The following is a 13,114-nucleotide window of genomic DNA, read 5'->3' on the forward strand; positions in this document are numbered from 1 at the left end:
GGGCAAAGTATGGCGAGACGTATTCTGGTCGTAGAAGATGAAGCTCCGATTCGCGAAATGGTGTGCTTCGTGCTCGAACAAAATGGCTTCCAGCCGGTTGAGGCGGAAGATTATGACAGCGCGGTGAATCAACTCAACGAACCCTGGCCCGATTTGATTCTGCTTGACTGGATGTTGCCCGGCGGTTCTGGCCTGCAATTTATCAAGCACATTAAACGCGAAGCGATGACCCGCGATATCCCGGTGGTGATGTTGACGGCGCGCGGTGAAGAGGAAGATCGCGTGCGCGGTCTTGAGACCGGCGCGGATGATTACATCACCAAGCCGTTCTCGCCGAAAGAGCTGGTGGCGCGTATCAAAGCCGTCATGCGCCGTATTTCGCCGATGGCGGTGGAAGAGGTGATCGAAATGCAAGGCTTAAGCCTCGACCCGACCTCGCATCGCGTGATGACCGGCGAAAACCCGCTGGATATGGGCCCGACAGAATTCAAACTTTTGCACTTCTTTATGACTCACCCGGAACGCGTCTACAGCCGTGAACAGTTGCTGAATAACGTCTGGGGGACTAACGTCTATGTCGAAGACAGGACGGTCGATGTCCACATTCGCCGCTTGCGTAAAGCGCTGGAACACAGCGGCCACGATCGTATGGTGCAGACGGTCCGCGGTACGGGTTATCGTTTTTCGACCCGTTTCTGAACAATGACAGGAGTGTGACGCGTGCTGGAACGTCTGTCATGGAAAAGGCTCGTTTTTGAACTGATCTTATGTTGTATTCCCGCCGCCATTCTGGGGGCGATTTTTGGTTATCTGCCGTGGTTTTTACTGGCGGCAGTGACCGGCCTGCTGGTCTGGCATTTCTGGAATTTACTGCGTCTCTCCTGGTGGCTGTGGGTCGATCGCAGCATGACGCCACCGCCCGGTAGCGGCAGCTGGGAGCCGTTGCTTTACGGCTTGCATCAGATGCAGATGCGAAATAAAAAGCGCCGTCGTGAGCTTGGAAGCCTGATCAAACGCTTTCGCAGCGGCGCCGAATCGCTGCCGGATGCGGTGATTCTGACCACCGAAGAAGGGACGATGTTCTGGTGTAATGGCCTGGCACAACAGCTGCTGGGGCTGCGCTGGCCGGACGATAACGGCCAGAATATCCTTAACCTCCTGCGTTATCCTGAATTCACCCTGTATCTAAAAAAACGCGACTTTACCCGCCCGCATAATCTGGTGCTGAACAATGGCCGTCACCTTGAGTTTCGCGTGATGCCCTACAGCGATCAGCAATGGCTGATGGTGGCGCGTGATGTGACCCAGATGCACCAGCTCGAAGGGGCGCGGCGTAACTTCTTTGCCAACGTCAGCCACGAGCTGCGCACGCCGCTGACGGTGCTGCAGGGGTATCTGGAGATGATGCAGGAGCAGACGCTGGAGGGGGCGCCGCGAGAGAAAGCGTTGCACACCATGCGCGAGCAAACGCATCGCATGGAAGGGCTGGTGAAGCAGCTGCTTACCCTGTCAAAAATTGAAGCGGCACCGACGCTGGCGATGAATGAAACCATCGACGTGCCGATGATGCTGCGGGTGGTTGAGCGGGAAGCCCAGACCCTGAGCCACAAAAGGCATCAGTTCACTTTTGAGCTGGACAACAATCTAAAGGTGCTCGGCAGCGAGGACGAACTGCGCAGCGCGATTTCAAACCTGGTTTATAACGCGGTGAACCATACGCCAGAGGGCACGCAGATTATTGTGCGCTGGCAGCGCGTCCCGACGGGGGCGGAGTTTAGCGTGGAGGACAACGGGCCGGGGATTGGACCGGAGCATATTCCGCGTCTGACCGAGCGTTTCTATCGCGTGGATAAAGCGCGTTCGCGGCAGACCGGCGGCAGCGGGCTGGGGCTGGCGATTGTTAAGCACGCCGTGAATCACCACGACAGCCGCCTCGATATTCAGAGTACGCCGGGCAAAGGCACGCGCTTCAGTTTTGTTATCCCGGAACGTTTAATTGCCAAAAAAAGTGCCTGACGACGTGTGTGTCAGCGCTCCTTTCCACAGGCCAGCGTATGCTGGCCTGTTTGCTTTGCAGTCAAGCGAAACGTGAATGAATTTTATACGGCTGTTGCTTTTTTGTTCGCATGATTAGCCATGAGTTTTTCTTAACCTTAGAGGATTGTTCTGGTCTGAATTTTCATGCTGGCATATTGTTCTGGTTTTCAGATCCCTCCTTGCCTTTAAACGTTATAAGCGTTTAAATTGCGCCCCATATACTGTCATACCGACTGTATTTACGTGGTAAATCGAAAAACTATTCTTCGCCACGGCATGACGGGAGCATATCCCGCTGAAATTGAGTAAATTTTCCGCTGTATCGTCCCCTTTGGTATGGCGAAAATCTCAACGTTTTCAACACCACATCCACAGGCAGTAAGGTTCTATGACCCATCATTTAAAATCGCGTGACATCATCGCGCTGGGCTTTATGACTTTTGCGCTGTTCGTCGGCGCAGGTAACATCATTTTTCCTCCTATGGTTGGCCTGCAGGCGGGTGAACACGTCTGGACAGCGGCGATTGGCTTCCTGATTACTGCGGTCGGTCTTCCGGTTCTGACCGTGATCGCGCTGGCGAAAGTCGGCGGCGGCGTGGACAGCCTCAGCACCCCGATCGGTAAAGTGGCGGGCGTTCTGCTGGCAACCGTGTGCTATCTGGCGGTGGGTCCACTGTTTGCGACCCCGCGTACCGCAACAGTCTCCTTCGAAGTGGGGATTGCTCCCCTGACCGGTGATGGCGCGCTGCCGCTGCTGATTTACAGCCTGGTCTACTTCGCGCTGGTGATTCTGGTCTCCCTCTATCCGGGCAAACTGCTGGATACCGTGGGTAACTTCCTCGCGCCAATGAAAATTCTTGCGCTGATCGTGCTGGCCGTGGCGGCCATCATGTGGCCAGCAGGCCCGATCAGCGAGTCGCTGGACGCCTACAAAACGGCGGCCTTCTCGAACGGCTTTGTGAACGGCTATCTGACCATGGACACCATGGGCGCGATGGTCTTTGGTATCGTCATCGTTAACGCCGCGCGCTCTCGCGGTGTGACTGAAGCGCGTCTACTGACCCGCTACACCATCTGGGCTGGCCTGATGGCGGGTGTTGGTCTGACGCTGCTGTATCTGGCGCTGTTCCGTCTGGGCTCTGATAGCGCGACGCTGGTCGATCAAAACGCGAACGGCGCGGCGATCCTCCATGCCTACGTTCAGCACACCTTCGGCGGAGCGGGGAGCTTCCTGCTGGCGGTACTGATTTTCCTGGCCTGTCTGGTGACGGCTGTTGGCCTGACCTGCGCCTGTGCAGAGTTCTTCGCCCAGTATATTCCGCTGTCATACCGCACGCTGGTGTTCATCCTCGGCGGCTTCTCAATGGCGGTTTCTAACCTTGGTCTGAGCCACCTGATTCAGGTCTCCATTCCTGTGCTGACCGCGATTTATCCGCCGTGTATCGTGCTGGTGGTGCTGAGCTTTACCCGTCCCTGGTGGAACAATTCCTCGCGAATTATTGCCCCAACGATGTTTATCAGCCTGCTTTTTGGTATCCTTGACGGGATTAAAGCATCCGCATTCGGTGGGATCCTGCCAGCCTGGACACAGCGTCTGCCGCTGTCAGAGCAAGGCCTGGCCTGGTTAATGCCGACCGTTGTCGCACTGGTTCTGGCTATTATCTGGGACCGTGCAGCAGGGCGTCAGGTGACTTCCAGCGCGCATTAATCAACGACAAATTGTTTAACCACGGGGCTTATGGCCCCGTGGTTTTTTGTTTTTTTCGAGTTGAATGGCAAGATTTAAATGGAAAGCACGAACAGACTCAAACGTGGGCTAAGTACCCGCCACATTCGTTTCATGGCGCTTGGCTCGGCAATCGGGACAGGCCTTTTTTATGGCTCGGCAGATGCCATCAAAATGGCCGGACCCAGCGTGCTGCTGGCGTACATTATCGGCGGCGTCGCGGCCTATATCATCATGCGCGCGCTGGGTGAAATGTCGGTACACAATCCGTCAGCCAGCTCTTTCTCGCGCTATGCCCAGGAAAACCTTGGCCCGCTGGCGGGCTACATTACCGGCTGGACCTACTGTTTCGAAATCCTGATCGTGGCGATAGCCGACGTGACGGCGTTCGGCATCTATATGGGCGTCTGGTTCCCGCTGGTGCCGCACTGGATCTGGGTGCTAAGTGTGGTGCTGATCATCTGCGCCATCAACCTGATGAGCGTGAAGGTCTTCGGTGAGCTGGAGTTCTGGTTCTCCTTCTTCAAGGTAGCGACGATTATCATCATGATTGTGGCGGGCTTTGGCATCATCATCTGGGGGATTGGCAACGGCGGGCAACCGACCGGCATCCACAACCTGTGGAGTAACGGCGGGTTCTTCAGCAACGGCTGGCTGGGGATGGTGATGTCGCTGCAGATGGTGATGTTTGCCTATGGCGGTATCGAAATTATCGGTATCACCGCAGGTGAGGCCAAAGACCCGGAGAAATCCATTCCGCGCGCCATCAACTCGGTGCCGATGCGTATCCTGGTGTTCTACGTCGGCACGCTGTTTGTGATTATGTCCATCTATCCATGGAATCAGGTCGGAACCAACGGCAGTCCGTTTGTGCTGACCTTCCAGCACCTGGGTATCGCGTTTGCCGCCAGTATACTGAACTTTGTCGTGCTCACGGCGTCGTTCTCCGCCATTAACAGCGACGTTTTCGGCGTTGGGCGTATGCTGCACGGCATGGTAGAGCAGGGCAACGCGCCGAAAGTGTTTGCGAAAACCTCTCGTCGCGGTACGCCGTGGGTCACGGTGATGGTGATGACCGTCGCGCTGCTGCTCTCGGTCTACCTGAACTACATCATGCCGGAAAACGTCTTCCTGGTGATTGCGTCTCTGGCGACCTTTGCGACGGTCTGGGTGTGGATCATGATTCTGATTTCGCAGATTGCATTCCGCCGCCGTCTGCCGCCGGAAGAGGTGAAAGCGCTGAAATTTAAAGTGCCGGGCGGCGTCGCGACCACGGTCGTTGGCCTGATTTTCCTGGTCTTTATCATCGGGCTGATTGGCTATCACCCGGACACCCGTATCTCCCTGTATGTGGGCTTTGCGTGGATTGTTCTGCTGCTGGTGGGATGGGCGTTTAAACGTCGCCGCGAGCGCCAGCTGGCCGAAGCGCAGTAACGTAAAAAATGCCGGGTGGCGCTCTGCTTACCCGGCAAGCACGCTTTTCGCGGTAAAACGCCTCCTCCCTCCACCTCCTCCCCCAATAAACCTTTTCATGATGAGTTATCCTCCACTACGCTGTGGCAAGGTGGCCTCAATTTCATCAAAGGGGATACGTGATGTTGAACGCCTGGCACCTTCCGGTTGCCCCATTTGTTAAGCAAAACAAAGACAATTTAGTGATTACGCTGTGGCTGACGGGAGAAAATCAGCCGGAGCGCGTCATGCTGCGCGCCGAAGTGGATAACGAAGAGACGGCGCTGACCATGCATAAACAGCGCACGCAGCCGCAGCCGGGCGTCACCGCCTGGCGAGCCACCATTGATCTGTCCCAGGGCCAGCCGCGCCGTCGCTACAGCTTTAAGCTGCTGTGGAACAACCGCCAGCTGTGGTTTACTCCGCAGGGCTTTAGCCGTTTCCCACCCGCACGGCTGGAGCAGTTTGCCGTCGATAACCCGGACAACGGCCCGCAGTGGGTGTACGACCAGGTCTTCTACCAGATCTTCCCTGACCGCTTTGCCCGCAGCCAGCAGCGCACGGCCGCTCAGGATCAGGTCTATTTCCACCATGCGGCGGGCCACGACATTATCCGTAAAACCTGGGATGAACCGCTGACGGCGCAGGCCGGCGGATCGACGTTTTACGGCGGCGATCTGGACGGGATCAGTGAAAAACTGCCGTACCTGAAAAAACTGGGGGTGACGGCGCTCTACCTCAATCCGGTGTTTAAAGCCCCGAGCGTGCATAAATACGATACGGAAGATTATCGCCACGTCGACGAGCAGTTTGGCGGCGACGAGGCGCTGCTGCGCCTGCGGGAGAACACGCACCGTGAAGGGATGCGCCTGATTCTCGACGGCGTGTTTAACCACAGCGGGGATTCCCACGCCTGGTTTGACCGCCACAATCGCGCCACGGGCGGCGCCTGTCACAATCCGGAATCTGCCCAGCGCGACTGGTACAGTTTTAACGAAGAGGGGCGGGCGCTCGACTGGCTGGGCTATCCGAGCCTGCCGAAACTCGATTTTCAGTCCCCGACGCTGGTTGACGAAATCTACGGCGGCGAAGACAGCATCGTGCGCCACTGGCTTAAAGCACCGTGGAACATGGACGGCTGGCGTCTGGACGTGGTGCATATGCTTGGTGAAGCGGGTGGCGCGCGGAACAATCTTCAGCACGTAACCGGCATTACCCAGGCGGCCAAGGCCGCGCAGCCTGAAGCTTTTGTGTTTGGCGAGCATTTTGGCGATGCGCGCCAGTGGCTACAGGCCGATGCGGAAGACGCGGCGATGAACTACCGTGGATTTACCTTCCCGGTATGGGGATTCCTCGCCAATACCGATATCTCGTACGATCCGCAGCACATCGATGCCCAGACCTGTATGGCGTGGATGAATAACTATCGCGCCAGCCTGTCCCATCAGCAGCAGCTGCGGATGTTCAATCAGCTCGACAGCCACGATACCGCGCGCTTTAAATCCCTGTTAGGTAAAGATGTGGCGCGCCTGCCGCTGGCGGTCACCTGGCTCTTTACCTGGCCGGGTATACCGTGCATCTACTACGGTGATGAAGTGGGTCTGGATGGCAACAACGATCCGTTCTGCCGCAAAACCTTCCCGTGGGAGAGTGAGAAACAGGACAAAAACCTGCTGGCACTCTATCAGCGCCTGGCGAAACTGCGTAAACACAGTCAGGCGCTGCGCTACGGCGGCTGTCAGGTGGTCTATGCCCATGACAACGTGGTGGTGTTTGCCCGCGTCTATAACCAGCAGCGCGTGCTGGTGGCGATTAACCGCGGAGAGGCCTGTGAGGTGGTGCTGGACGACTCTCCGTTGCTCAATCTCCAGACCTGGTTACTGAAAGAGGGCAAAGGGGATATCCAGGAGGGCGTATTGTCTCTGCCTGCCATTTCTGCCACGGTCTGGTTCGGTAATTAGCCCCTTTCTGCAACGGGCATACGCTGCCCGTTGCAGAATATTCCCCAAAGTCGTTCGGTTAAATTAAACAGAGCGGACAAATATCTTTACTATCCCGCCAATCTATTCTCGCTATACTCAATTTGCTTTATCAGTCAGGGCCCGACCACATATCGCACACATTTAGTTTTCTTTTAACGTATTGATTAAAAGGTACATTTATGTCTATCCGCGAACTGATTGACCCATCAAACTCCACGCTTATTTTTATTGATCACCAGCCGCAAATGTCGTTTGGTGTGGCGAATATTGACCGCCAACTCCTTAAGAATAATACGGTTGCACTGGCGAAAGCGGGCAAAATATTTGATGTGCCGGTTATCTACACCTCGGTCGAAACTAAAAGTTTTAGCGGTTATATCTGGCCGGAATTACTGGCTGTTCACCCTGATGTGAAACCGATTGAACGCACCTCGATGAACTCCTGGGAAGATGATGCGTTTGTTGCGGCAGTCAAAGCAACGGGCCGCAAAAAACTCATCATCTCGGCCCTGTGGACCGAAGTGTGCCTGACCTTCCCGGCGCTGATGGCGCTGGATGAGGGTTTTGAAGTGTACGTGGTAACTGACACCTCGGGCGGCACTTCTGTCGATGCTCATGAGCGTGCTATCGACCGTATGGTGCAGGCCGGTGCCGTTCCGGTGACCTGGCAGCAGGTGCTGCTGGAGTACCAGCGCGACTGGTCTCGCAAAGAGACTTACGACGCGGTAATGGATCTGGTGCGTGAGCACAGCGGAGCGTACGGGATGGGCGTCGATTATGCCTATACCCTGGTTCACGGCGCGCCTGAGCGTAAAGCGTAAATCCCTCCCGGCGGGTTGATTGAACCCGCCATTTTCATCAGACCTGGATACTCTCATGGCGCAAAATTCACATGTGACGCTGGTGATCACCCATACCCTGCTGGCCGGACAGGCGGCGCGATACGAACAGTGGCTGGGCAAAATCATGCCCGTGGCCGCAGAATTTCCCGGACACCTCGGCGCGAACGTGATTCGCCCGACGGAAGGGCAAGATCTGTGGACGGTCATTATCCGCTTCGACACCCTCGAACACCTCTATGCCTGGACGCAGTCCGATACCCGTTCAGTGCTGGTCAAAGAGATTGAACCGCTGCTGGCCGAAGGGGACAAAACGGAAGTGCGCACCGAGGCCGCGTTCTGGTTTACGCCGCCGGAGACGCATGTGCGCAAGCCGAAACAGTGGAAACAGTTTCTGATGACGCTGATGGTGATTTTCCCCAGCACGCTCGTCGTACCGCAACTGACCGGCGCGCTGCTTCCAGGCCTGAAAGGGTCTTTATTCCTGCATTTGCTTAACGATGCTTGTGTGGTCGCGCTGGTGGTCTGGTTGTGGATGCCCATCGTGACCCGCCTGTTCGCCGGGTGGCTGAAAAAAGCCTGATCCGGCTCAAAGGAGTACGTTATGTCTCAAACTGCCACACTGATCTTAACCAAAGGTCAGATCCACACCCTTGATCGTGAAAACCCGCTCGCTGAGGCGGTGGCCATTGCCAACGGCAAGATCCTCGCCACCGGCAACCACGACCGGGTGATGAGTTACGCCACCGAAGGGACGCAAATTGTCGATCTGAAAGGGAGCACGGCGATCCCCGGTCTCAACGATTCGCACCTGCACCTGATTCGCGGCGGGCTGAACTACAACCTTGAGCTGCGCTGGGAAGGCGTGCCGTCGCTGGCCGATGCCCTGCGGATGCTGAAAGAGCAGGCCGATCGCACCCCAACGCCCCAGTGGGTGCGCGTGGTCGGCGGCTGGAGCGAATTTCAGTTTGCCGAACGGCGGATGCCGACGATCCAGGAGCTGAACGACGCGGCGCCGGATACACCGGTGTTTGTGCTGCATCTCTACGATCGTGCGCTGCTGAATCGCGCGGCGCTGAAAGCTGTCGGCTACACCAAAGAGACGCCAAACCCGCCGGGCGGTGAAATCGTCCGTGATAATAACGGCAACCCCACCGGGATGCTGATCGCCAAACCGAACGCGATGATCCTCTATTCCACGCTGGCGAAAGGGCCAAAACTGCCGCTGGAACAGCAGGTGAACTCGACGCGCCAGTTTATGCGTGAGCTTAACCGCTTAGGGTTAACCAGCGCGATTGATGCGGGTGGCGGCTTCCAGAATTACCCGGAAGATTACGAAATCATCGAAGAGCTGCACGCCCAAGAGCAGATGACGATTCGCATCGCCTATAACCTCTTTACCCAGCGGCCAAAGCAGGAGCTGGAAGATTTCGAACGCTGGACCGATATGCTCAAACCGGGACAGGGCACCGATTTCTATCGCGCCAACGGGGCGGGGGAAATGCTGGTCTTCTCGGCGGCAGATTTCGAAGATTTCCTGCAGCCGCGCCCGGATCTGCCAGAGGGGATGGAAGACGAGCTGGAGCGCGTGGTGCGTCATCTGGTGGAGCAGCGCTGGCCGTTCCGTCTTCACGCCACGTACGACGAATCTATCAGCCGGATGCTGGACGTGTTCGAAAAGGTGAACCGCGACATACCGTTTAACGGCCTGCACTGGTTCTTCGATCACGCGGAAACCATCACCGAGCGTAACATCGAGCGCGTAAAAGCGCTGGGCGGCGGGATTGCGGTGCAGCATCGCATGGCGTTCCAGGGCGAGTATTTTGTCGATCGTTACGGCAAAGAGGCGGTGAAACACACGCCGCCGGTCGCGAAAATGCTGGAGCTGGACGTGCCCGTGGGCTTAGGCACCGACGCCACCCGTGTGGCGAGCTATAACCCGTGGACGGCGCTGTACTGGCTGGTCTCCGGTCGCACCGTGGGCGGGCTGTCGATGTATGACGACAGCAACCGTCTGCCGCGTGATATCGCGCTGGAATTGTGGACGGCAGGCAGCGCATGGTTCTCCAGCGAGCAGGGTAAGAAAGGCCGCATCGTGGCAGGGCAGCTTGCGGATCTGGTGGTGCTATCGAAAGACTACTTCAGCGTGCCGGAAGAGGAGATCAAAGGCATCGAGTCGGTGCTGACGGTAGTGGATGGCAAAGTGGTGTACGCCGCCGGACAGTTTAGTCCGCTGTCGCCGCCGCCGATCCCGGTTCTGCCGGAGTGGTCGCCAGTGGTGAAAGTGCCGGGGCATTACCGCTCAGCGCCGCCAGTGGCCTCAAATGTCGGCGCCGTTGTGCAGATGCATCAGTGCATCGGCAGCTGCGGAGTTCATGGGCACCAGCATGGGATTGCGCGCCAGTCGGGCATTCCGGTATCGGATGACCAGGCATTCTGGGGCGTGCTGGGCTGCTCGTGTTTCGCGTTTTAACCTGATGATGAGGCCGGGTAGGGCGAAGCTCACTCCCGGTGCAGGGTTAAGAGAAAACAAAAAGGCTCGCCTAAGCGAGCCTTTTTTATCATCCGTGCCGATTACAGGCTGGAGACGTTTTCAGTCAGGTATTTAGCCACGCCGTCTGGAGACGCGTTCATGCCTTCTTTACCTTTTTCCCACTGAGCCGGGCACACTTCGCCGTGCTCTTCGTGGAACTGCAGCGCGTCAACCATACGCAGCATTTCGTCGATGTTACGACCCAGTGGCAGATCGTTCACTACCTGGTGACGCACGATGCCGTTCGCGTCGATCAGGAAGGAGCCGCGCAGTGCAACGCCAGCGTCCGGATGTTCGATACCGTAAGCCTGCTGGATTTCGCGTTTGATGTCCGCAACCATTGCGTATTTCACTGCACCGATGCCGCCTTTGTCGACAGGGGTGTTACGCCATGCGTTGTGTACAAATTCGGAGTCGAAGGAAACACCCACAACTTCAACGCCACGTTTCTGGAACTCTTCGTAACGTTTGTCGAATGCGATCAGTTCAGACGGGCAAACGAAAGTGAAGTCCATTGGCCAGAAGAACAGAACGGTAGGTTTACCGTTGGTGTGCTGTTTGAAATTAAAGTTTTCAACGATTTCACCGTTGCCGAGAACGGCTGCAGCTGTAAAATCCGGAGCCGGACGAGTGACCAGAACCATGTGATTCTCCTGTAGTAACTAAGGTTATTTGGAACGCAACGCGGGCCAGTATAGAGAGTGTTCAGCATTAAGACAAAGAGGCGCTGACAATCGTTCAGCCAGTTTTTACCTATCAATCACACTTCTATTAAAGTTGTTTGTTTTTCGCCTGCGTCATCATGCGCGGATAGAACTGCCAAAAACGGGTCTCCAGCGCGTCGTAATGGGTGTCCAGATCCTGCCAGGAGTCGCGCAAGGCATCCAGCCGCGGACGGCGGCTCGCCATACCGTTCAGTACGCGCTGAATAAATTCCATCTCGCTGTAACGCTCAAGCCAGCGTTCGGACCACAGATAGTCGTTCAGATTGACAAAGCGCGGCGGCGAGTCGGGCAGAATGAGCGCCACCTGCGAATGGGCATAGCGAACAAATTCAGGCAGCGGCAGCTCGGGTGAGAGCTGTGACCAGTGGCGCGAGAGAAAATGATCCCACATCACATCCAGCGTAATCGGTGCCACGCGGCGGGTTTCAGGTCGAAACCACGCCTTCGCTTCTGTCACTTCGGGCAGGTTATCGGTCAACACATCGATGCGACGATGCATGAAAATACCCTCCACCACCTCCTCGGAATAGTCCTCTGCCGGGTTGCCGCGAACAAAATCGGCCAGCAAATTGCCCGAAAGTGAGCTGTCGGCGAGGTGGGCGAGGTGCAGGTGTGCGAGAAAATTCATGCGTTTTGGTATCCGGATACGGCTAGTTGTTGCAGCAAAGAGGTGTGAGCACTAGACTAAGCCGCCTGTTTTTAAGTCACGAGTATAAGTCATGCGCGTCGCCGATTTCTCCTTTGAATTACCTGAATCCCTGATTGCCCACTATCCGCAGCCGGAGCGCAGTGGTTGCCGCTTGCTGTCGCTGGACGGGCCAACGGGCGCGCTGACGCACGGTACTTTCACCGATCTGCTCGATAAGCTCAACCCTGGCGATCTGTTGGTCTTTAACAATACCCGCGTGATCCCGGCGCGTCTGTTTGGCCGTAAAGCCAGCGGTGGCAAGATTGAAGTGCTGGTCGAACGTATGCTCGATGACAAACGTATTCTGGCACATATTCGCGCCTCCAAAGCGCCGAAGCCGGGCGCTGAGCTGCTGCTGGGTGATGACGAAAGCATCAACGCCACCATGACGGCCCGTCACGGCGCGCTGTTTGAAGTCGAGTTTAACGACGAACGCCCGGTGCTGGATATTCTGAACGCCATCGGCCACATGCCGCTGCCGCCGTACATCGACCGCCCGGACGAAGACGCCGACCGCGAGCTGTACCAGACGGTCTACAGCGAAAAACCCGGCGCCGTTGCTGCACCGACTGCCGGTTTGCACTTTGATGAACCGCTGCTGGAAAAACTGCGCGAGAAAGGCATCGAGATGGCGTTTGTCACGCTGCACGTCGGCGCGGGGACGTTCCAGCCGGTGCGCGTGGATTCTATCGAAGACCACATCATGCACTCCGAGTACGCGGAAGTGCCGCAAGAGGTGGTTGACGCTGTGCTCGCCGCCAAAGCGCGCAACAACCGCGTGATTGCGGTCGGCACGACCTCCGTTCGTTCGCTGGAAAGCGCGGCGCAGGCGGCCAAAACCGACCTGATTGAGCCGTTCTTTGGCGACACGCAAATCTTTATTTACCCAGGTTATCAATACAAAGTGATCGATGCGCTGGTGACGAACTTCCATCTGCCTGAATCGACTTTGATTATGCTGGTGTCGGCGTTTGCCGGTTATCAGCATACAATGAACGCCTATAAGGCTGCGGTAGAACAAAATTATCGCTTTTTTAGCTACGGGGACGCGATGTTTATCACGTACAATCCGCAGGCTTTGAATGAGCGTGTCGGGGACTGATTCCGCGACACCGTATGAAAACGTCGGACT

At 56.6% G+C, this 13,114-nt stretch carries 11 protein-coding genes; 9 read left to right on the forward strand and 2 right to left on the reverse strand.

Annotated elements, in window-relative coordinates; all coding sequences use genetic code 11:
* The first annotated feature begins 9 nt into the window (after positions 1-9).
* The 8 genes from phoB to C0560_RS04850 all read left to right on the forward strand — a co-directional run bounded on the left by phoB (position 10) and on the right by C0560_RS04850 (position 10,509).
* Complete coding sequence (phoB, locus tag C0560_RS04815) at positions 10-699, forward strand: phosphate response regulator transcription factor PhoB (RefSeq protein WP_095280962.1); 690 nt, start codon at positions 10-12, stop codon at positions 697-699.
* A gap of 21 nt (positions 700-720) precedes the next feature.
* Positions 721-2,016: a phosphate regulon sensor histidine kinase PhoR gene (phoR, locus tag C0560_RS04820; protein WP_123429395.1), complete on the forward strand. Its 1,296-nt coding sequence runs from the start codon at positions 721-723 to the stop codon at positions 2,014-2,016.
* Positions 2,017-2,425: 409 nt separating this feature from the next.
* Positions 2,426-3,745, forward strand: coding sequence for a branched-chain amino acid transporter carrier protein BrnQ (gene brnQ, locus C0560_RS04825; RefSeq protein WP_100777441.1), 1,320 nt, complete (start codon positions 2,426-2,428; stop codon positions 3,743-3,745).
* Positions 3,746-3,823: 78 nt separating this feature from the next.
* Positions 3,824-5,197 carry a proline-specific permease ProY gene (gene proY / locus C0560_RS04830; RefSeq protein ID WP_181827404.1) on the forward strand — a complete coding sequence of 458 codons (1,374 nt, stop codon included), beginning with the start codon at positions 3,824-3,826 and terminating at the stop codon, positions 5,195-5,197.
* A 161-nt stretch (positions 5,198-5,358) separates the two neighbouring features.
* Complete coding sequence (gene malZ, locus C0560_RS04835) at positions 5,359-7,176, forward strand: maltodextrin glucosidase (protein ID WP_248859741.1); 1,818 nt, start codon at positions 5,359-5,361, stop codon at positions 7,174-7,176.
* A gap of 200 nt (positions 7,177-7,376) precedes the next feature.
* Entirely contained in the window at positions 7,377-8,018 is a 642-nt protein-coding gene (locus C0560_RS04840) for a hydrolase (RefSeq protein WP_100777438.1), read from the forward strand.
* Positions 8,019-8,073: 55 nt separating this feature from the next.
* A complete protein-coding gene (locus C0560_RS04845) occupies positions 8,074-8,619 on the forward strand; it encodes an antibiotic biosynthesis monooxygenase (RefSeq protein ID WP_100777437.1) in 546 nt (181 codons plus the stop codon).
* Positions 8,620-8,640: 21 nt separating this feature from the next.
* Positions 8,641-10,509: an amidohydrolase gene (locus tag C0560_RS04850; RefSeq protein WP_181827406.1), complete on the forward strand. Its 1,869-nt coding sequence runs from the start codon at positions 8,641-8,643 to the stop codon at positions 10,507-10,509.
* Between the two features lie 101 nt (positions 10,510-10,610).
* Here C0560_RS04850 and C0560_RS04855 read toward each other — a convergent pair whose 3' ends face one another.
* Positions 10,611-11,213 carry a peroxiredoxin gene (locus C0560_RS04855; protein ID WP_100777435.1) on the reverse strand — a complete coding sequence of 201 codons (603 nt, stop codon included), beginning with the start codon at positions 11,211-11,213 and terminating at the stop codon, positions 10,611-10,613.
* Between the two features lie 127 nt (positions 11,214-11,340).
* Positions 11,341-11,922 carry an ACP phosphodiesterase gene (gene acpH, locus C0560_RS04860; RefSeq protein WP_248859742.1) on the reverse strand — a complete coding sequence of 194 codons (582 nt, stop codon included), beginning with the start codon at positions 11,920-11,922 and terminating at the stop codon, positions 11,341-11,343.
* A 91-nt stretch (positions 11,923-12,013) separates the two neighbouring features.
* Between acpH and queA the strand changes: the two genes are divergently transcribed.
* The gene (queA, locus tag C0560_RS04865; RefSeq protein ID WP_123429390.1) at positions 12,014-13,084 is read left to right on the forward strand and encodes a tRNA preQ1(34) S-adenosylmethionine ribosyltransferase-isomerase QueA; all 1,071 of its coding nucleotides are present in this window, start codon (positions 12,014-12,016) and stop codon (positions 13,082-13,084) included.
* The last annotated feature ends 30 nt before the right edge of the window (positions 13,085-13,114 follow it).

Source organism: Lelliottia sp. AC1 (assembly GCF_023278595.1).
Classification (GTDB): Bacteria; Pseudomonadota; Gammaproteobacteria; order Enterobacterales; family Enterobacteriaceae; genus Enterobacter; species Enterobacter nimipressuralis.